Here is a 20,465-nt window from a genome sequence, read left to right as displayed (position 1 = left end):
TATATACCCAGAAACAAAATATATGCCATTTCAAAAAAATGACATTTTTTCAGAATGAGGTTGAAAAAATGTCATAAAATCTCTTTTTTATTTTAATCGAAAAATCATTTTGTTTCTATTAATGTTAAACTTCCATCGGGTCAAAGGGAAACGTTTGGCTTTTTGCGTGCATTTTAAAAAAAAGAATTAATTTGGCTAAAATAAAAGAATGAAATGCAAAACTTAATTAAAAGAATAATAGCTGCAGCTGTAGTCGTAGTCATAATAATTTTGGCTTTCAAATTTTGTGAGTTCAAGAAAGGTGACAATTCATCATTAGATTACAATACCAATTTGATACAACAGCAAATTGTAAATGTTGGGAAATTGGTAGTAACAGAAGGACATTTCTCCGAAGTCGTTACCTATAAAAACCAGCAGAAATATATGATGGACATGCTTTCGTTCGAGAAAAAAGCATTGGTAATAGTCAATGCCGATGTTACTGTATCGTACGATCTGCATCAAATGAAATATGATATCGACGAAGCCAATAAAACCATCACTATTCTTAGCATCCCAAAAGAAGAAATAAAAATCAGCCCCGACATCAAGTTTTATGATGTAGAACAAAGTCAGATGAATCCGTTTACTGGCGATGATTATAATAAAATCAATAAATCTGTAAAGGCCAATCTCGCAAAGAAAATAGAAAAATCATCGTTGAAATCCAATGCACAGAACCGTCTGATAAGCGAACTCTCCAAAATCTTGATTCTAACGAATACCATGGGTTGGAAACTGCAGTACAACGGTAAAGAAATCTCTAATGAAAAAGAATTACAGCAGGATTTAAACACGAATTTAAAAAACAAATAAATACAGATTTTATAAGTTTTAGAGAGTGCTAATTTGTGAAATCTATGTTTAAATTTAGATATCTAGATTTATTTTGATAATACAAAAGGTAAGAATATTTTGTTATATTTGGCAAATTTTCAGTACACTATAATAAAATTAAAAGTAAAATTGCGTATCTACTTCATTTACAAATAAATAATTGCTTATATTTGTAAAAGAATTATTATATTTTTTTAGCTAAGTGATATAAAATTTTAAAAAACTACTTATGAAAAATATAAATCAAATTTGTGATTATGTCATACTTCGATTAAAGCAAGAAGAAGATATGCCTTTGAGCAATATTAAATTACAAAAACTTTTATACTATATTCAAGCATGGAGTTTGGCATTAAAAAATGAAAAATCTTTTGATGGAGATTTTCAAGCTTGGGTGCACGGTCCTGTTAATAGGCAAATTTATGATAGATTCAATCCAACTAAATATTTATTTTCCGAAATAAGTTTAAACGATATCCAAGATAAAGAAATCGCAACTAAATTAAATGAATCGGAAATATCTCATATAAATAAGGTTTTAGAAGTGTATGCTCCATATTCAGGTGTTGAATTGGAAGAAATGTCACATAAAGAAGAGCCTTGGATTAGTGCAAGAAAAGGTTATGCTCCAAATCAAAGATGTGAAGAAATTATTGATGAAAAATTATTAGGCGATTATTTTAGAGAAAGAACTACGAGAAAGAATAAAAAATAGTTTATGCCAGAAAATGAAATTATTGCAACCTCAATACATAGAACTTCTCAACCAGTTGCAACTAAATTAGATAAAAATAAAAAGTGGGCATTTTCTTTTCAATTTTTCAATCAAGTTAAATTTTTTGGATTAGATACTTCTGACGCAAAATGGTTTGTATCATTACTTGAGAGACTAAAAGATTTATCTCAGAAAGAAAGATCAGCAATTTTTAGTGATAAAAACACAAAAAGTTTCTACCGATACCATAAAATTGATTGGGCAAGTAAAAATATACCAATTAAAAAATCTGAAATAAACTGGATAAGTAAAGAATATATTGATAATGATGATGATTTTCCATTTCATCAATTCCAAATATCTAAAGCCAATGGTAGGGTTGTAGGTTTTTGGAACGAAGATCACACTATTTTTTACATAGTATTATTAGATCCTCTTCATAATATACAACCAGCTCAAAAATATCATTATATTGTTGATGATTGTTATCCGTTAAGTTGTGAATACTCATCTATAAAAAGTGATCTTCATAAAGTGATGGAAGAAAAGTCAAAATGTGATGATTGCAATATCAAAAATAAAATATCAAAAATTCCTACTAAATTAAATTCATCTACAGCAGTAGTAGGTTATTTAGATCCAGAATTTTTTAATGAATATGAAAAGATATCACATAAAGTAAGTTTTTCACAAATTTTACAACAAGGTATATACCATTATATGGGAGAAGAATAATCTTCGAACTTATTAATTTATAAAACTGTTCTTCTCAAAAGTTGTACACCCAAGTATATAGGTATCTAAATTTAGTAATTCGTGTCAATTAGTGAAATTCGTGTTCAGCTTTTTTAAACAGTTTCATTCTCAAAAATCAATTCCAGTCCATTCGAAATTAACTTTTCGATTTCGGGACGCTGTTTTTTTAGATTTTCCAAATGCAGAAGCACTTGCTCCATCAAGTTTGTTTCGTTTCGGCTGTACAGAAGTTCAGCCAATTCTACAGAAAGTAACCAGTCGTTCGGATGATCATTTTGGAGTTTTGTAAAAATAGGTTCCAATGAAGCACCTGTATCACTCGATTCGCGAATGCTTCTGACCGTTTGATATAAAATTTCCAGATCATCTCTCTCGGCAGTTTGTTTCGCTTTAATAGTCTTGCTCGAAGGAACGTGCGAAATCAAATCAAAACTATTCACATCTGCTGGACCCGAGAAAGCTGAAACCAGTTTTTTGCCCACCGCCATATCATAATTCCCCCATTCGGGTCTGAACAAGACAGTATCTCCGTGCGTCACCGTACAGTTTTTGAAACAGATTAAAATGATTTCCCCATGTAGATTTCGCTTTCCGGTAATGATTTCTCCAACTACTTTTATGTCTCCTTCAAATTCCAGCGTGGCAGTCTGTCCTTCATAAATATCGTATGCCTTTAAATCACGAGGACTCATATCTTCGATGGCGAGATTGATGCCTTTCAATTTGCCAATCGGGCTTCCAAAACCATCCGGATGCGTACTGGTTCCATGGCCGACCAATTCTTTTTCACGGTAGGCCAGAGCCGTTTTTCCTGTGGTTTGAAAATAAATCGGTTTGCCTTCGTGTTCAATAACATTCGTAAATACACCCGAAATCTGTAAACCCGTACTCAATTCAGCAGTTCCTAAAGCTTTAGAATGGATAAGTTTTTCCATTCCTGATAATCCGCCTGTGCGCAAAGCCATGGTATTGGCAAATTCTTCGAGAATAAGGCTTAAATAAGCAAAATCGGGAGTTACATAGAGCTGTGGCTGTAATTTGGTAATATCAAAGCTTTGATGGACAGCCGAAAAATCATAAGGGATTTTCTTCACGTTATCGGTCATGCACCAGGCACTTTCGCCAATGGATGATAATAATCCGGCACCATATATTTTTGGGTTTTCCAATGTGCCTATTAAGCCATATTCAACCGTCCACCAATGCAGGTTTCGGATTTGAGCCATTTCAGACAGTTCGCCCATGTTATTCTGCAGGTCTTCTACCGCTTTTTCGGCAGTTTCGATTTCGCTTTGCGGAGTGCCTTCAGCTTCTTTCAAAATAGAAAGCAACCGAATCGCTTCGTACATTTCGTAATCTTTGTGGGATGAGATAGCTTTACAGCCAATTTCTCCAAAACGGCGCAGGTATTCAGCATATTCCGGATTCGCAATAATAGGAGCATGGCCAGCACCTTCATGAATAATATCGGGAGCAGGAGTGTATTCGATATGTTCAAGCTGACGAATATCTGAAGCAATTACCAAGACATTATACGCCTGAAATTCCATAAAAGCATTGGGCGGAATAAATCCGTCCACAGCTACCGCAGCCCAGCCAATTTCACTGAGAATGCGGTTCATTCCGTACATACTTGGAATGTTATCTACCTCAATCCCCGTTTTTTTTAGACCTTCCAGATAGGAACTGTGAGCCACTTTTGAGAGATAATCCACATTTTTCCGCATTACATATCTCCATACAGACTGATTTACAGGAGTGTATTCACTGTAATCCTGAGGTTTGATAAATTGCTTCAAATGCTTTGGTAAACGATCCAATAACGGATTACTTTTGATTTTTGGGTTCATAACGAAAACGATATAGCTGTATATGCAAAAGTACAATTTTCAGAAGTTTTTTTGGAAATTATCTTTACTATTTTATTTTAGTAACAATCTGTTTTGAATTCAGTTTTTAGTTAACAGTTATTGTATGATAATTAAATTCAAAATAACGAAATGCTGTAAATAATGTTAAAATAATATTTCGTTTTTAATAATATCATACTTTTGATTTTTTGTAATCGATTACAAAATTTTTTCTTTGATAAAACCATATAGTAAAATGCCACAAATTATGAATAATAAAATTTTCAAAGTAATCATTTCAGCAGTATTCTTATTTGCTGTAACAATACGGTCATATTCTCAAAACCCAAATTTTTCAATTGCTGGTTTTGCTGCTGAAAACGGCGGCACTACTGGCGGGCAAGGAGGCGAAGAAGTAACAGTAACTACGTTTGCAGAGCTGAAAAAATATGCAGAAACTGAGAATACGAAGTATGTAATCAAAGTAGCGGGTACCATAACAGGAACAGGCAGTATTGCCGATAAAAATTATGCGGGTTCTATCAAAATTGCTTCCAATAAAAGTATTATTGGTATTGGCAATAAAGCTTTTCTGGACGGAGCAGGTTTTACGATTAAAGATGCCAAAAATATTATTGTCCAAAATGTTAGGTTTTCGCTGGTTTCCGTGGGGAAAGTAATTCCTGCTGGTTCTGAAGATATTCCAAAAATATACAGTAAACTGGGGGACGAAGGAAGACCTCAAATATTGGTGAATTCCGGGGATTTAATTTCTATATCTGGTGCCAGTACTAATATCTGGATTGACCATTGCGAGTTTTTTGAGGAAAACCCATACGAACAAAAAAATCAGGATTTGTACGATGGTTTGGTTGATGTAAAAGATAACAGCGGTTTCATAACGATTTCATGGTGTTATTTTCACGATCACCATAAATGCAGTTTAATTGGCAGTTCTGATAAAGATTTGTTTGCGGATCGAAAGATAACTTTTCATCACAATTACTACAAAACCATTCAGGAGCGAGTGCCTTTGTACAGAGGAGCAACGGCGCATTTCTTTAATAACTATTGTGAGGATATTTATGGAGGAATCGTCAATTCCCGTGTGAATGCCTGCATACGTGTTGAGAAAAATTATTTTGAAAACTCCAAAAATACTGTGTATTCTAAGAATAGTAAAATTTCAGGAAATGCAGAAATAATTGATAACAAGGAGGTCAATTGTAACAATAAAGAATCTTATCCTGCAGCTTGTACCGCAGTTATTCCATATGATTATTCCTCAGTACTGACCAATAAAACTTCAGATGTAGAAAAAATTGTTGAAAGGTATTCGGGCGTTGGAAAATTAAGTGCCAAGTAGTTTTTTAAAATTTAAACGGCATTAATCTCAAATTATTTTTTTTTGAAATTAATGCCGTTTATTTTATAAAAGCGGATGCTTTCCTTCATGCCTGAAATACTCAATTTTATAGTTGAACATTTCGGCCATATTTTTTGCTCTTAGTTTAGCTTCTTCGGCAAGCGGACCAGCAAAAAGAGTATCAACTGTTTCGGAGAAAATTTCCATCCATCGGGTAAAATGATGTTTTTCGACAGGAAGCTGTCGGTGAGGAGGAAAAGGGCTTCCGGAATAGGTGTGCTCTTCGAGCAGAATAGTCTGCCAAAAGCGGTACATTTTTTCCAGATGTTCCGGCCAGCGATCGCCGATTTTTTCGTTGAAAATGGCACCAATCAAATCGTCTTTTTGTACTTTGGAATAAAATGTATTGACTAATAATTGTATGTCTTCTATATTTGAAATGTCTTTGTTTGTCATGATGTTTTAATGTAAAAAATACTCTTTCAAAGATACGGTATAATTAAAAATGCTGCTGAAAAAGAGTTGTTAATTTATCCGATCAATTGAGTGAACAAGTCGTGTCTTTCATTAAGATAACGATATTCAAACCCTTTGGAATTCATATTGTTTTTGATGGCGTGAATATCATTTGGATTCTTCAATTCCAGTCCCACAACTACCGATCCTACTTCACGGCTGTTTTTTTTGGCAAACTGAAAATAAGTAATATCATCATCAGGACCCAAAATGTCGTTTACAAATTCCTTTAAAGCTCCGGGACGCTGCGGAAACTGAATCATAAAGTAGTGCATCAATCCTTCATACAGCAGGGAGCGTTCTTTTATTTCGGCGGTTCTTTCGATGTCATTGTTACTGCCGCTTACAATGCAGACTACCGTTTTCCCTTTTATTTCTTTCTTGTAAAAATCCAGTGCGGCTATAGTTAATGCTCCTGCGGGTTCGACTACCATGGCTTCTTCATTGTACAGGCGCAGTATTGTAGTGCATACTTTTCCTTCGGGAACCAAAATAATATCATCCAGTTTTTTTTGACAGATGTCAAAAGTCAGGTCGCCAACCTGCTTTACCGCTGCGCCATCGACAAATTTATCGATGGTGTCTAATGGAGTATTCTTGTGATTAGCAATTGAGGTTTTCATCGACGGAGCGCCTAGAGGTTCTACACCAATGATTTTTGTATTTGGGCTCAGCTGTTTGAATACGGTTGATAAGCCGGAAGCCAGTCCGCCGCCACCAATTGGAATGAAAACATAATCAATAGGTTTGTGATAATCGTCTAGTATTTCTAAACCAACTGTTCCTTGTCCTGCGATCACTTCTAAATCGTCAAAAGGGTGGATGAAAGCTTTGTTGTTTTGAGCGGCATCTTCTACAGATTTTGCGTAAGCATCATCAAAAGTGTCGCCTATCAAAACGATTTCTACGTAGTTTTTACCAAATAGCTGTACTTGTTTTACTTTTTGTTTGGGAGTGGTTTTGGGCATGTAAATTTTACCCATTATTTTTAAAAGATTACAGGAATAAGCAACTCCCTGAGCGTGATTTCCTGCGCTGGCACAGATGATTCCCTGTTCTTTTTCAGAATCGGTCAGGGTAGACATTTTATTGTAGGCGCCTCTTATTTTATAGGAACGGACTACCTGCAGGTCTTCACGTTTTAATAATGTTCTTGATGAAAACTCTTCGGATAAATTCAGGTTTTCTATCAGCGGGGTAGGAGAGATTACGCCCTGAAGCTGTTTTTGTGCTTGCTGTATTGCTGTAAATAAAGTCATTTTTGCTGTATTTCGGATTTTAAAATTTTTGAATTAAAAAGAATTTATCAGGTTTAATTGCTGGATTGTTTCGTTGTCTGTTTTACTGGTGTAAACGCAGTAATCATTTTCCTGAATAATCGGAACAGCATTGATAATTGATGTAATTTGCTTTGCTTTTTCATCAGAATTCAGAAACTTTAATAGTAGAATCTGGTGAGTAGAAAGTTCGGTTTCGGTCTGCAGATAACATTTAAAAACTTCAATTATTTTTTCCATTTGATATACGATGTTTTGAACTGCCTTCTCGGTTTCAATAAGCGTAATCGTAAAACGATATAAATTTACTGTTTTACAAAAAAATACTGAGAAGCTGTTTATGTTTATTTTTCTCCGAGTCAAAATAAAGGCTGTTTTATTGATTAAGCCTTCCTGTTTTTCACTGAAAAGTGTTATTGTAAATTCTTGTTTCATTATTGAATAGTTTGTTTTTTGAATAAAAAAAAGCCTTTCTTCATTTGAACGGAGAAAGGCTGTATTAGAAAATAGAATCCTGACTCGTCATGTGATACGAATAATGATAATTACGATACTAATAATTACTGCTGAATTTTTCATGTTTGCTTAAAATAAAAAACCTCCCGACGTGGGAGGTTTTATAAATTGTATATTGATTACTCTTTTATATAACACCCCGCCATAATTATCGAATGATAATTATAATAATGACAATGATGATGTTAATTAAGTTCTTCATTTTTTGAGCTTATACTGCAAATGTATTCATTTTTGAAGGGACTAAGAAAATAAACTGTTATTTTTTAGCTGCAACTGGTGGATATTGCGCTAAAATTTGACCAACGATATTGTTAACGATTTCATCTTTTCTATTCATATCTTTGCTAAGTGTTCCAGTTCCCTCACCCTGCCAGATCAATTCTTTCTTTTTGGCATCGATAAGGTCAATGTATAATGTTCCTTCGGTAGATGAGCTAACGGTCGTGTGGCCTCCATACATCATATACGGATTCCAGCCATAACCCCAGCCGTAACCCCAGCCAGCATTGAATTGGTTTACACTTACTTCTTCGCGGGATTTAGTGAAAATATTAACTAATAAATCAGGATTATCACTTTTGGTAAATCCTTTGGCTTGCAATTGCTGATCAATAGCATTGAGAATTCTTTTTTTGTCCAAATCGGAAATTTCGACTTTATCTATACCCGATTTCATAAAGGCGAAAGTCTTGTACTGCTTAAAATCGGCTGATTTATCATAATCAGAATATACTTGTACGGAGTCACAAGATGCAGCTATGAAAAGTAATAATAGGGGCAGGAATCTAAATGTTTTCATGATTTATGTGATTTATGTTCGAATAAACTGGCACAAAAACCGTACCAAGTTTACTGTCTTAAAGTTAGATGATTTATTTGTACTGTACAAAGTTTTTAACAAATTGTATTATTTTCAGAAATTGGCTAGTTTAATAACTCGTCGTCAACCAAATTTGGTAATGTAACTTTCAATAAAGGTTCTGCTTCCATAGCTCTTTTTATCGCAAAAACAGCTCCTTCATTTCGAGCCCAGCTGCGTCTTGAAATTCCGTTATTGACATCCCAAAACAACATTGAAGCCAAGCGTCGTGAAGCTTCGGGAGTACCGTCAAGGACCATTCCGAAACCGCCGTTGATTACTTCGCCCCAGCCTACACCGCCGCCATTGTGAATAGACACCCAGGTCGCACCACGAAAACTGTCGCCTATTACATTATGAATGGCCATATCAGCTGTGAATCGGGAACCGTCATAAATATTTGAAGTTTCTCGGTAAGGTGAATCCGTTCCCGAAACATCGTGATGATCTCGACCCAAGACAACTGTTTCAATTTCTCCTTTGGCAATCGCCTGATTGAAAGCTTCGGCAATTTTTACACGGCCTTCGGCATCAGCGTATAAGATTCGGGCTTGTGAACCTACAACCAGTTTATTTTCCTGAGCACCTTTTATCCACTGAATATTATCCTGCATTTGCTGCTGAATTTCTACAGGAGCAGTTTTTGCCATTTCTTCCAAAACCTGACAGGCAATTGCATCTGTTTTAGCTAAATCTTCCGGTTTTCCTGAAGTACAAACCCAGCGGAAAGGACCAAATCCGTAATCAAAACACATTGGTCCCATAATATCCTGAACATAACTCGGGTATCTGAAATCAATCCCCACCCCAGCCCTCCCCGAAGGACAGGGAGAAGAAAGGGTTTCTTTTTTTAGAATATCCGCTCCCGCACGGGAAGCTTCTAATAAAAAGGCATTTCCATAATCAAAGAAATACGTTCCTTTGGCTGTATGTTTGTTGATTGCATTGGTATGACGTCGCAAAGTTTCCTGCACTTTTTCTTTGAATAAAACTGGATTATTAGCCATCATTTCATTGGCTTCTTCAAATGAAATGCCAACTGGATAATACCCGCCCGCCCAAGGATTGTGAAGCGAAGTCTGGTCGGAACCCAAATCGATATACAGGTTCTCCTCGTCAAATCGTTCCCAAACATCGACCACATTTCCGAGGTAGGCGATAGAAACGGTTTCGTTATTGGCTTTCGCCAAAGTCACTCTTTGCACCAATTCGTCAAGATTCTCAACAACTTCATTAATCCAGCCCTGACTGTGACGAATGTGTGTGATTTTTGCATTTACTTCGGCACAAACCGTGATACAGCCCGCAATATTTCCTGCTTTTGGCTGTGCACCGCTCATGCCGCCAAGTCCGGAAGTCACGAATAATCCGCCTTTTGGAGAACGTTTTATTTTTCTGAAACCGTTCAGAACCGTGATGGTCGTTCCGTGCACAATTCCCTGCGGACCTATGTACATATAACTGCCTGCGGTCATTTGCCCGTATTGCGAAACCCCCAAAGCGTTCATTCTTTCCCAATCGTCAGGCTGAGAATAATTCGGAATCACCATTCCGTTAGTAACCACAACTCTTGGAGCTTCTTTATGTGAAGGAAACAATCCCATCGGGTGCCCGGAATACATCGTCAGTGTCTGCTCATCGGTCATCTCCGAAAGGTATTTCATCGTCAATAAATATTGCGCCCAGTTCGAAAAAACTGCTCCGTTTCCTCCATATGTAATCAATTCGTGCGGATGCTGTGCCACCGCATAATCCAGATTGTTCTGAATCATCAGCATAGTGGCTTTTGCCTGTTCGCTTTTTCCTGGATATTCCGAAATTGGGCGAGCATACATTTTATAATCAGGACGAAAACGGTACATATAAATACGTCCGTACATTTCCAGTTCGTATCGAAATTCAGGAATTAGCTCCACGTGATGCTGCGGTTCAAAATAGCGCAAAGCATTACGAAGTGCCAGTTTTTTCTCGGCGTCCGTCAAAATTTCTTTTCGCTTGGGAGCGTGGTTAATATTCGCCTCATACGGCTTTGGCTGTGGTAATATAGCAGGAATTCCTTGTTGTATCTGTTCTTGAAAAGTCATTTTTAAATAGATTTTTTAGATTTTCAGATTGCTGGATTATTAGAATTTTATCAATTCAATAAGCATATCTGTTAATCTGTTTTGGTTGTACTTTTTTAGATTTCTTCGAACAGTCGAATAATCTAAAATTCGAATACTCATTTTTAAATTAAAACAATAAACTAAGGATACCGTATATCCGACCTATGGTAGGACTTGTGAATTTTAATTTTATATTTTAAAGAAAGAATGTCCATTGTTACTATTGAACTATTTTAAAAATTATTTTCTGCGGTCTAAACTCAGCTATCTGTAATCTATTTTCTAATCTCCCCAGTCTTTTTATCAAATCCATATGGACAATGACGGCAGCCACTTTTACAGCAGTACCCACGTTTCAAATGATATTTTTCGGTAAAGCACTTGTATCCTTCGGGCGTATAATAAAAATCTTCGCCCTCAGTTAATTTATTTTCATTATTTTGTTCTGTCATTCTGTTTTTATGCTGAAATCTGCCGAAAGGCGATTGTGTTTTTCTTTGAATTTGGCTATATTGCTTCTACAAATCTATAAATTTTATAATCAATGTATATTATCGTTGCCAAATATTTAATTCCAAAAGGATATCGCGGTCTCACGGTCTTTCCGTTTGTGATTATAAAACACCGCTTCGATTCCGAAAACCAAACTTTGATTAACCATGAAAGAATCCACATTCGGCAACAGCTGGAACTGCTTGTTCTGCCTTTTTTTGTTTGGTATTTTGTCGAATATGCGGTACGTTTGCTGCAGTACAGGAATGCTAATTTAGCTTATAAAAATATCAGTTTTGAAAGGGAAGCATATGCTAATGAAAAGCATGTTGATTATTTGAAAAACCGAACTCTTTTTAGTTTTTTAAAGTATGTATAAAAGTTTTTTTAACCGCAAGGTTCGCAAAGCTTTGCGTAAAACTTAGCGAACCTTGCGGTTAATCTTCATCCCTTAAATCAAAAAAAATAAAATTTTGAATCAGATACTCCCACTTGAATTACCCAATGGAATTTCTCTTGAAATAAAAAGAGAAGATCTGCTCCATCCTTTTATTTCTGGAAATAAATTCAGGAAAATGAAGTACAACCTGATTCAGGCGAAAAGTGAGAATCAGGAAACGCTTCTCACTTTTGGCGGCGCTTATTCTAACCATATTGCTGCGGTGGCTTATGCGGGAAAAGAGCAGGGTTTTAAAACTATTGGTATAATCCGAGGTGATGAACTGGGAGATAAAATTACTGAAAATCCAACTTTAAAGTTCGCACAGGAATGTGGCATGGAATTCGAGTTTGTAACCAGAGAAGCTTATCGGCACAAAACCGAGTTTGATTTTATTGCTGGTTTGAAACAGAAATTTGGTTTATTTTATCTTGTTCCAGAGGGCGGAACTAACAAATATGCGATAAAAGGCTGTGAAGAAATTTTGACCGAAGAAGATGCTAATTTTGATTATGTCTGCTTGGCGGTGGGGACAGGCGGAACTATTTCGGGGATTATCAACAGCGTATTGCCACACCAAAAAGTTTTGGGATTTCCGGCGCTAAAAGGCGACTTTTTAAAAGATGAAATTCGTAAATTTGCCCGCAGCGAAAATTGGAATTTAGTAACTGATTATCATTTTGGCGGATATGGAAAGGTAAATGAAGAATTGATTCAGTTTATTAATCGGTTTTACAAAGAAACTCAAGTGCCTTTGGATCCCGTTTATACTGGAAAGATGGTTTTTGGCGTTATGGATTTGATTCATAAGAACTATTTCCCTGATAATGCTAAAATTCTGCTGATTCATACAGGAGGATTACAAGGGATTCAGGGAATGAATACGTTTTTGAAAAAGAAAAACAGCACATTAATTCAATTTCAATAACAATGGCAAAAATCAATGACAATATTGAAAATCCTAAATCATAAATTCAAAATATGTTTAAAAAAATAATTTTACTCTTTGTGATTATGTCCTTGATTGGATGTGGTTCTTCAAAATCAAAAATTCAGACTACCAAAAAACCAGTGGGCTGGAAATATTCCAAACCCATTCAAAACGGCGGTGGTAGTTCGGCTTCTAAACCAAAGTCAAACGCAGAAATAGTAAATGGGTATGTAGCCCAATACAACGGTGTTGCGATGAGCAATATGAAAACGTACGGCATTCCGGCCAGTATTATTTTGGCACAAGGAATTTTGGAATCTGGCGCAGGACAAAGTGATTTGGCAGTAAATGCTAATAATCATTTCGGAATTAAATGCCATGATTGGACAGGTGACAAAGTGTATAAAGATGATGATTCTGCCAACGAATGTTTCAGAAAATACAAACAGGCTTCGGAATCATACAAAGACCACGCCATGGTTTTAACAGGTAAAACTAGATATGCCAGTTTGTTTAAATTGCCGAAAGGCGATTACAAAGCTTGGGCAAAAGGCTTACGCGAAGCAGGTTACGCCACCGATCCGAAGTATCCTGAAAAATTAATAAACTATATTGAAACCTATAATCTGCATGAATATGATTCTAAGGTTTTGGGAAAAGAACCCAAAAATGAAGAGACGAAAGTATTAGTTCAGGATGATTTTGGTTCAGACCAAGTTAATCTTTACGAGATTCAAAAAGGAGATACCTTTTATTCGGTTTCCAAAAAATTCAATTTAACGGTTGAGGAATTAAAGCAAAAAAATAATTTAACGGATAATACGCTTTCGATAGGACAGAAGCTGATTGTGAAATAGAAACAGAAAGATAATAGACAAATAGATAATAGAAAAATAGATTGAAGAGTATGATAATTTATTGAACTTTTGAGTCTATCATCAATTAGTCTATTATCTATTATCTCAAAAAAATAAAAAAAATGATATACCAAAGAAGCAGTCAGCTTTTTGCTGAAGCAGAAAAAGTAATCCCAGGAGGAGTAAATTCGCCGGTTAGGGCTTTTAGAGCCGTGGGAGGAACACCAATATTTGTAAAAAGCGCCAAAGGTGCTTATTTGTATGACGAAGACGGAAACCGTTTAATCGATTATATCAATTCCTGGGGGCCAATGATTTTGGGTCATGCTTATGATCCAGTTGTGCAGGCCGTAACTGAAAAAGCAAAGCTGGGAACTTCTTTCGGGATGCCGACCGAACTGGAAACACAAATTGCATCATTGGCTGTTTCTATGGTTCCGAATATTGATAAAATCCGTTTTGTGAATTCGGGTACAGAGGCGTGTATGAGTGCAGTGCGTCTGGCGCGCGGATTTACCAAAAGAGACAAAATCATAAAATTTGCCGGCTGTTATCACGGTCATTCCGATTCCTTTTTGATTCAGGCAGGAAGCGGTGCGGTGACTTTTGGAACACCAAACAGCCCAGGCGTGACAGCAGGAACGGCCAAAGACACGCTGCTTGCCCAATATAATGATCTGGAAAACGTAAAGACATTAATCGAAGCCAATAAAAATGAAATTGCGGCTATAATTATCGAACCAGTTGCCGGAAATATGGGATGTATTCCGCCGGCGGAAGGTTTTCTGGAAGCTTTGCGTGAACTGTGTACGGCAAACGGAATTCTGCTGATTTTTGATGAGGTAATGACTGGTTTTAGATTGGCCAGAGGCGGTGCGCAGGAGCTGTTAAAAATCAATGCGGATATCGTTTGTTTTGGAAAAGTTATCGGTGGTGGTTTGCCAGTTGGAGCTTTTGCTGCTCGCGAAGAAATTATGAATTACCTAGCACCATTGGGGCCTGTTTATCAGGCTGGAACTTTGTCTGGAAATCCTTTGGCGATGGCTGCTGGATTGGCAATGTTACAGGCTTTGGACAATGATCGTGAAATTTTTAAAAGACTGGAAGAGAAAACCGCTTATTTGGGCGCAGGAATCGAGAGAGTCTTGAAAGCGAATAATGTTGTTTTCACAATTAATAGAGTGGGTTCGATGATTTCGGTTCATTTTGATGCGAATCCGGTGACTGATTTTAAATCGGCTGGTGCTGGAGATAATGAAACTTTTAAGAAATTCTTCCACGGACTAGTAGCTGAAGGTGTTTATATTGCGCCATCTGCTTATGAAACTTGGTTTATCACTGATGCACTGACGTATGAAGACTTGGATTTTACTATTAATGCGATAGATAAGGTTTCCAAAACGTTTTGAAAAAATTAGAACACAAATTACACTAATCAGCACGAATCAGTTTGTTTATAAAATATAGATCTCACAGAGTAGCACAATGTAAAAATTGGTGTTAAATCTGTGAGACCTATTTTTTAGAACATTTTAATTGATTCGTGTAAATTCGTGTTTAACTTTTTACATCCCTCTTTTTTCTCTCATTCGGTCTTTTATTTTATCTTTGTTTTCTTCTCTTATTGTAAGCCATTTTTGGTATTGATCGGCAGATAAAATAGCTTTCATTTTGGCTTCTGTATCTGCTTTTTCGGCCTGCATTTTATTTTTTAAAGCGGTTCTTTCTTCTGAAGTCATTTTTTCTCCGCTGTCTTTTCTGGTGTCTCTTTGAGCTTTGAGGTCTTGTGCTTTGGCACTTTTTTCTGCTAAAATTTTACCGACAGCTTCCTGCTGTTTGGCATCCAGATTTAATTCTTTGGTTAAGTAAGTCAAATGTTTCTGCTGACGCTGTTCCGGAGTTGTTTTTTCCCGGTAGGATTCACCAGACTGTGGTGTGCTTACCTGCGCAAATCCAGATACTCCAATTCCAAATACTAAGGCAATTATTAGTGTTTTCATATTCTGTTTGTTTTTAAGTTATATGGATAAGACAAATATAACGGTCAAAGGTTTAATGTATTAACTCTTATTTTGAAAAAAACACCAATGCTTGAAATATTTTTGTTTGAGGTTTTATAAAATTCTTCTAACAAAAGAAAGAGTAGCTGTTTATTAACTTTTAGATGCAATAGTATCATAAAATCATTTGCGAATCGTATTTTTGAAAACCAATATAATTCACAGCACATGATTTCTGTTCAGGAAGCTTTTTCGATATTACAAGATAATTTGCCCGTTTTGCCAAAAGCTGAGTATTCGCTTTTTGAAGCAAGAAAACATATTTTGGCCGAGTCACTTTTTTCACCAATCAATATGCCTCCTTTCCGCCAGTCGGCGATGGATGGTTTTGCTTTGTGCCTTCACAATGCTTTGGTTTATGAAATTATTGGTGAAGTAAAAGCGGGAGATTCCCATAAGGTTGAACTGCTGCCAGGGCAGGCCGTAAAGATTTTTACGGGTGCAGCTTTACCTGATTCGGCGCAAGCTGTTATTCAGATTGAAAAGGTTTCTGTCGACGGAACACAATTATTGCTGGATGAACTGGTTGAAGCCAAAACCAATGTTAGACCAATTGGAGAACAGATTTCGGCGGGAGATCTGGCACTCGAAAAAGGAAAGATTCTGAATGCGGCAGCGATAGGTTTTTTGGCAGGACTTGGTTTTACAAAAGTCAGTGTTTACCAGAAACCAAAGGTTGGAATTGTAGTTACAGGCAATGAGCTGTCCAAGCCCGGAACACCGCTTGAATACGGAAAAGTCTATGAAAGCAACGGACTTATGCTGCAGTCAGCGTTGATTGATGCGTATTATGGTGCAGTGACCTTGTATGAAGTTAATGACGATTTTGTAAATACCAAAAATAAACTGCAGGAAGCTCTAACTGCTAACGATGTGATATTAGTTTCTGGAGGAATATCGGTTGGGGATTATGATTTTGTGGCAAGAGCTTTAAAGGAATTGGAAGTAGAAACCTTATTTTATAAAGTGAATCAAAAGCCAGGAAAGCCTTTGTTTGCTGGAAAACTGAATGATAAAATGGTTTTTGCATTACCGGGAAATCCAGCGGCCTGCCTGACTTGTTTTTATGTATACGTTTTGCCTACACTGGCAATTTTATCTGGTGCGGAAGCGAATTATCAGCAGGCGGTTTTAATGTCTATTGCTCATGATTATGAAGTACGAAATACCCGCTCCCAATTTTTGAAAGCGAATATTGTTAACGGAGAAGCAGCAATATTGTCACATCAGGCTTCATCGATGCTCAATTCTTTTTCCGTTGCCAATGGATTGGTTTATGCTCCTCACGGAAATTATGAATTGAAAAAAGGAGACAAAGTGGAGGTGTATCTGCTGTAGTTTATTTTAGCTGTTTTTAGCGAGTGTTTTTTCAAATGCCTTTCTTTCGCCTCCTCTAAAATATACTTTGCCACAATACTTGTAACCCGATTTTTCAAAGATTTTAAGCATGGCGGTATTGTCAAAATTGGTATCTGCTTTGACGCTGTAAATATTGTTGCTTAGAGCAAAATCTTCAATGTACTCCAGTATTTTTTTTGCCAGACCTTTACCCAGATGATTTTCGGAAATTGCTACACGGTGAAATACAACAAAATCATCATTTGTTAACCATTCGCCTATAATTTTAGCATATTCAGGCTCATCGTTTATCAATACTGCGCTGTATCCTGCTATTGTTTCTCCTTCAGTTAAAACAAATCCCTGGCCTTTTTCTACGTCATTTTGAACCGATTGCAGATTGGGGTATCCATCCTGCCATTGTTCACTGCCGTCTTTTTTTCTGCGGACAATCGCCTGTTGTAAAATTTTCCATACCTCAGGAATTTCAGAAGCTGTTGCTTTTCTAAAGGAATAATTCATTTTTATTGTTTTTTATTTCAGAGACCATAATTGAGCAATATTCTGGGCTGCAAGGTTATAATCTGTCTTTTTTGCATTTTCATTTCTGTAATTGCAGAATACGGGATCTTCATTGAATAATGATTTGGCTAATTCTCTTCCTGCTATTGTGATGGCAGTTGTTTTTTGGAATCTGTTCTTTTGGAATTTTGCAAATGCTTCATAGTGTGTTTTTGCTTCTTCCAAAACGGATGCTAATTCCCATCCATCTTCTATTGCTTGGCATGCACCCTGTCCTGATGTTGGCAGTGCAGCGTGTGCCGAATCTCCGATTAGGCAGACGTTATTTTTGTGCCATTTTGAAATTGGATTGTGGTCGAATACCTCAATATACTTGATGTTTTCTTCTTTGCTTAGTTGTATGGTGTTTTCAATTTTTGGTGACCATGTAGCAAATAATTTTAATAATTCCTCTTTGTTATTTTTGGTTTTAAAAGGCGAATTAAGAGGTAACGATTTACCGCCCGCCCAATATCCTTTGAATTTGTTTATTGGAACGATTCCGAAACGCTCTCCATAACCCCAAAAATCCAAGACATTTTCAGCGTTTGAAAAAATAGGTTTGTCGCTTTCGACTATTCCTATCCAGTTTACAAAATTCTGATAAACAGGTTTGTTGTCTCCATTGACATATTGTCTCGCTGCCGAATTCATTCTTCCGTCTCCGCCAATAACAATATCTGCTTTTATTTCTCCGCCGTTGTCAAACAAAACTTGTGCTTTATTGTCACTAGAAGATAGTTGCATGGCTTTATGGTTATAGAAAACAGGAATTTTGAGATCGGTGGTTTTTTTTAATAAAATTTCCTGCAGTTCCTTTCTGCTCGCCGAATAACTGGTTGCGCCAATTACTGTGTCAATAGTAGAAACATTAATGGAACCTAAGAATTCCTCTTTGTCAGTCCAGCGTTCCATTTGTTTTATTTTGCCTCCAATTTTTTGTACTTCGGTCAATAAACCTAGCTTATTGAGAATTTTGCTTGCATTTGCCCATAGAACAATGCCTGCACCAATTGTTACTGATGTTTGTCTTTGCTCAAAAATGGTTATATTTTCAAATCCTTTTTGGCGCAAAGCTATTGCGGTGGTCAATCCGCCGACACCGGCACCCAAAATAACAATATTTGTTTTTCTATCCATTTCGTTACTTGTTTCTTCAAAAATTACACAGACGATCAGCTTTGGTGTATCAAATATAGTGAAAGAATTGTTTTGCAGTCAATGAAAATGGATTCATCAACGGCTGTAAAAATTAAATTTTGTTTCCGTATTTAGGCTTCAAGAAAATGCAAATGGTTGTATCTTTGCGGTCCCTTAAAACAACGAAACTATAATGAAACAGCAATGTGTAATTTTTGATATGGATGGTGTAATCTGTCACACCAATCCAGATCATGGCAAGGCTTTTGAAGCATTTTTTGATAAGTACCAAATTTCTCATTCCCAAAAGGAGTTTGAAGATCATATGTACGGAAAACACAATGGTTACATCATGTCGCATTTCTTCAAGCGTCCGATAACTGGCGATGAACTTAAACAATTGGAGGACGAAAAAGAATCGATGTTTCGTGAAATTTATAAAGACAAAGTAGAAACCATTCCGCATTATCTGATTTTTTTGGACGAACTTAAATCCCGTGGTTTCAAAACCGCCGTTGCGACATCGGCTCCGCGTGCCAATCTCGATTTGATTATAAATGCCCTGGAAATTGGAGACAAAATGGATTCGATGATGGCAAGCGAAGATGTAAGCAGTCACAAACCCAATCCCGAAGTGTATTTAAAATCGGCTGAGCGTGTAGGGGTTTCTCCGTCCGACTGTGTGGTTTTCGAGGATTCTTTTTCGGGGGTTACCGCAGGTCTGAATGCCGGAATGAAAGTGGTGGGCGTATTGAGCTCGCATACCAAAGAACAATTGCCTCCGTGTCATTTTTACATCAACGATTACAGCGAGGTAAATGCGGACAAGATTCTGGAATTATTGAATAGTTAAAGGAATTTGATGTTTTTTTAAGGAGCAGAAGTACTTATTATTTCATCAACAGTTGTCCCGCTTTTCGTTGCAATCTTTTATGCCGAACACCGGCATAAAAGGATTTCCACTGCAATCTGGGCTGGTTTACGGGTTTAGTTTTTCATAATAACTTTTTCCAGCTAGTACTAGTGGTGGAATCACTTAAATTTTTTGTTTGGATTTCTACTTGTATGAAAAATGGCAGAAATTAAAATTGTAGAATCAATTTTTGTTTAAATAATGACAAAAGGAAATTTTTTGACCACAGCTTGGCGGTAAACATCAAATTCTAATTTGTAAGTTTCAGTATTCAGTAAAATGGATTCAATGCAGGCATCGATTTGCTTTAGAAAGTTATCTCCAATTTTTGTTGAAATTAAATCATAGAACTGTAATGCGTATTCCAATTCATTTTCAGCTTGAATTGAAAGGGCTTCTTTTAATTTACCCATTTCGTTTCGAAAGTAATTTGGCTTTAACTTCTTTCCAAGATTTTCCTTTGTCTTTTCCGGATAAATAATTTTCGGTATTTTCCCTTGCAATGTTTTTTTGTTCTTCGCTTAGTTGATATTGCAAAGGTTCGTCATTTAGATAATCTTTTAAGAAATCCAATGTGTTTTGATCTTCGGTATGGAGAATTTTGTCAATTAAATCAAGTTTATCCTTTTGTAAATTAGTTGGTTGCATAATTTCTGATTTTAAAACCTATTTTACAAATATAACGCTAATCCAATTTTAAATTTTATAATTTGTCTGTAAATTTAAGATTCTTAATTTTTTGATAAGTAGATTCCCAGTTAGCGCGAGCGTCAGGCTCGTGCTCGCTTTTGGTAATAATTATTTGTCAATCTTTGTGTGTACGAGCGTGACGCTCACAATAGCGGGGGAACATTTTTTGTTGTCTTAAAGTTTTAGATCAGTTGTTTTATTT

Annotated in this window: 22 protein-coding genes; 10 read left to right on the top strand and 12 right to left on the bottom strand. The window is 36.3% G+C overall.

What is annotated here, in order from left to right; all coding sequences use genetic code 11:
* The first annotated feature begins 213 nt into the window (after positions 1 to 213).
* From OZP07_RS17615 to OZP07_RS17605, 3 genes are all read left to right on the top strand, one after another.
* Entirely contained in the window at positions 214 to 858 is a 645-nt protein-coding gene (locus OZP07_RS17615) for a DUF4230 domain-containing protein (RefSeq protein ID WP_281636137.1), read from the top strand.
* A gap of 250 nt (positions 859 to 1,108) precedes the next feature.
* Positions 1,109 to 1,594: a Panacea domain-containing protein gene (locus OZP07_RS17610; RefSeq protein ID WP_281636136.1), complete on the top strand. Its 486-nt coding sequence runs from the start codon at positions 1,109 to 1,111 to the stop codon at positions 1,592 to 1,594.
* A 3-nt stretch (positions 1,595 to 1,597) separates the two neighbouring features.
* On the top strand, positions 1,598 to 2,329 hold the full coding sequence (locus OZP07_RS17605; RefSeq protein ID WP_281636135.1) for a hypothetical protein: 732 nt from the start codon (positions 1,598 to 1,600) through the stop codon (positions 2,327 to 2,329).
* Positions 2,330 to 2,442: 113 nt separating this feature from the next.
* Here OZP07_RS17605 and OZP07_RS17600 read toward each other — a convergent pair whose 3' ends face one another.
* Positions 2,443 to 4,200 carry an aromatic amino acid hydroxylase gene (locus tag OZP07_RS17600; RefSeq protein WP_281636134.1) on the bottom strand — a complete coding sequence of 586 codons (1,758 nt, stop codon included), beginning with the start codon at positions 4,198 to 4,200 and terminating at the stop codon, positions 2,443 to 2,445.
* A gap of 268 nt (positions 4,201 to 4,468) precedes the next feature.
* Between OZP07_RS17600 and OZP07_RS17595 the strand changes: the two genes are divergently transcribed.
* Positions 4,469 to 5,566, top strand: coding sequence for a pectate lyase family protein (locus OZP07_RS17595; protein WP_281636133.1), 1,098 nt, complete (start codon positions 4,469 to 4,471; stop codon positions 5,564 to 5,566).
* Between the two features lie 63 nt (positions 5,567 to 5,629).
* On the opposite strand, the gene OZP07_RS17590 is transcribed toward OZP07_RS17595, so the two are convergent.
* From OZP07_RS17590 to OZP07_RS17565, 6 genes are all read right to left on the bottom strand, one after another.
* Positions 5,630 to 6,022, bottom strand: a complete 393-nt coding sequence (locus OZP07_RS17590) for a group III truncated hemoglobin (RefSeq protein ID WP_281636132.1) — start codon at positions 6,020 to 6,022, stop codon at positions 5,630 to 5,632.
* 74 nt (positions 6,023 to 6,096) lie between these two features.
* Positions 6,097 to 7,341: a threonine ammonia-lyase IlvA gene (ilvA, locus tag OZP07_RS17585; RefSeq protein WP_281636131.1), complete on the bottom strand. Its 1,245-nt coding sequence runs from the start codon at positions 7,339 to 7,341 to the stop codon at positions 6,097 to 6,099.
* 33 nt (positions 7,342 to 7,374) lie between these two features.
* Positions 7,375 to 7,794, bottom strand: coding sequence for an ACT domain-containing protein (locus OZP07_RS17580; protein WP_281636130.1), 420 nt, complete (start codon positions 7,792 to 7,794; stop codon positions 7,375 to 7,377).
* A 340-nt stretch (positions 7,795 to 8,134) separates the two neighbouring features.
* Positions 8,135 to 8,677, bottom strand: a complete 543-nt coding sequence (locus OZP07_RS17575; RefSeq protein WP_281636129.1) for a DUF4136 domain-containing protein — start codon at positions 8,675 to 8,677, stop codon at positions 8,135 to 8,137.
* A gap of 125 nt (positions 8,678 to 8,802) precedes the next feature.
* Complete coding sequence (hutU, locus tag OZP07_RS17570; RefSeq protein WP_281636128.1) at positions 8,803 to 10,821, bottom strand: urocanate hydratase; 2,019 nt, start codon at positions 10,819 to 10,821, stop codon at positions 8,803 to 8,805.
* A 296-nt stretch (positions 10,822 to 11,117) separates the two neighbouring features.
* Complete coding sequence (locus OZP07_RS17565) at positions 11,118 to 11,294, bottom strand: C1orf53 family protein (protein WP_194643582.1); 177 nt, start codon at positions 11,292 to 11,294, stop codon at positions 11,118 to 11,120.
* A gap of 92 nt (positions 11,295 to 11,386) precedes the next feature.
* Here OZP07_RS17565 and OZP07_RS17560 point away from each other — a divergent pair, with 92 nt between their 5' ends.
* The 4 genes from OZP07_RS17560 (at position 11,387) to hemL (ending at position 14,970) form a co-directional block, all read left to right on the top strand.
* Entirely contained in the window at positions 11,387 to 11,713 is a 327-nt protein-coding gene (locus OZP07_RS17560; RefSeq protein WP_281636127.1) for a hypothetical protein, read from the top strand.
* Between the two features lie 94 nt (positions 11,714 to 11,807).
* Positions 11,808 to 12,701 (top strand): 1-aminocyclopropane-1-carboxylate deaminase/D-cysteine desulfhydrase, encoded by an 894-nt coding sequence (locus OZP07_RS17555; RefSeq protein WP_281636126.1) that lies wholly within the window; start codon positions 11,808 to 11,810, stop codon positions 12,699 to 12,701.
* Positions 12,702 to 12,754: 53 nt separating this feature from the next.
* The gene (locus OZP07_RS17550; RefSeq protein WP_281636125.1) at positions 12,755 to 13,561 is read left to right on the top strand and encodes a glucosaminidase domain-containing protein; all 807 of its coding nucleotides are present in this window, start codon (positions 12,755 to 12,757) and stop codon (positions 13,559 to 13,561) included.
* 122 nt (positions 13,562 to 13,683) lie between these two features.
* Positions 13,684 to 14,970: a glutamate-1-semialdehyde 2,1-aminomutase gene (gene hemL / locus OZP07_RS17545; protein ID WP_281636124.1), complete on the top strand. Its 1,287-nt coding sequence runs from the start codon at positions 13,684 to 13,686 to the stop codon at positions 14,968 to 14,970.
* A gap of 156 nt (positions 14,971 to 15,126) precedes the next feature.
* Here hemL and OZP07_RS17540 read toward each other — a convergent pair whose 3' ends face one another.
* Positions 15,127 to 15,561, bottom strand: coding sequence for a DUF4890 domain-containing protein (locus tag OZP07_RS17540; RefSeq protein ID WP_194644082.1), 435 nt, complete (start codon positions 15,559 to 15,561; stop codon positions 15,127 to 15,129).
* Positions 15,562 to 15,789: 228 nt separating this feature from the next.
* Between OZP07_RS17540 and OZP07_RS17535 the strand changes: the two genes are divergently transcribed.
* On the top strand, positions 15,790 to 16,959 hold the full coding sequence (locus tag OZP07_RS17535; RefSeq protein WP_281636123.1) for a molybdopterin molybdotransferase MoeA: 1,170 nt from the start codon (positions 15,790 to 15,792) through the stop codon (positions 16,957 to 16,959).
* Positions 16,960 to 16,965: 6 nt separating this feature from the next.
* On the opposite strand, the gene OZP07_RS17530 is transcribed toward OZP07_RS17535, so the two are convergent.
* Together OZP07_RS17530 and OZP07_RS17525 are read right to left on the bottom strand one after the other, a co-directional pair.
* Positions 16,966 to 17,481 carry a GNAT family N-acetyltransferase gene (locus tag OZP07_RS17530; RefSeq protein ID WP_281636122.1) on the bottom strand — a complete coding sequence of 172 codons (516 nt, stop codon included), beginning with the start codon at positions 17,479 to 17,481 and terminating at the stop codon, positions 16,966 to 16,968.
* A 12-nt stretch (positions 17,482 to 17,493) separates the two neighbouring features.
* Positions 17,494 to 18,660, bottom strand: a complete 1,167-nt coding sequence (locus OZP07_RS17525) for an FAD-dependent monooxygenase (protein WP_281636121.1) — start codon at positions 18,658 to 18,660, stop codon at positions 17,494 to 17,496.
* A gap of 193 nt (positions 18,661 to 18,853) precedes the next feature.
* Here OZP07_RS17525 and OZP07_RS17520 point away from each other — a divergent pair, with 193 nt between their 5' ends.
* Positions 18,854 to 19,513 carry an HAD family hydrolase gene (locus tag OZP07_RS17520; protein ID WP_281636120.1) on the top strand — a complete coding sequence of 220 codons (660 nt, stop codon included), beginning with the start codon at positions 18,854 to 18,856 and terminating at the stop codon, positions 19,511 to 19,513.
* A 254-nt stretch (positions 19,514 to 19,767) separates the two neighbouring features.
* Here the strand turns inward: OZP07_RS17520 and OZP07_RS17515 are convergent, their stop codons facing one another.
* Positions 19,768 to 19,986: a hypothetical protein gene (locus OZP07_RS17515; protein ID WP_281636119.1), complete on the bottom strand. Its 219-nt coding sequence runs from the start codon at positions 19,984 to 19,986 to the stop codon at positions 19,768 to 19,770.
* On the bottom strand, positions 19,979 to 20,221 hold the full coding sequence (locus OZP07_RS17510; RefSeq protein WP_281636118.1) for a hypothetical protein: 243 nt from the start codon (positions 20,219 to 20,221) through the stop codon (positions 19,979 to 19,981). Before OZP07_RS17510 ends, OZP07_RS17515 begins: the two co-directional genes overlap by 8 nt.
* Between the last annotated feature and the right edge of the window lie 244 nt (positions 20,222 to 20,465).

The sequence above is a fragment of the Flavobacterium marginilacus genome (genome assembly GCF_026870155.1).
Taxonomy (GTDB): Bacteria; Bacteroidota; Bacteroidia; order Flavobacteriales; family Flavobacteriaceae; genus Flavobacterium; species Flavobacterium marginilacus.
Note: the sequence above shows the minus strand (reverse complement) of the source record. Positions and strands in the feature narration are given on the sequence as shown.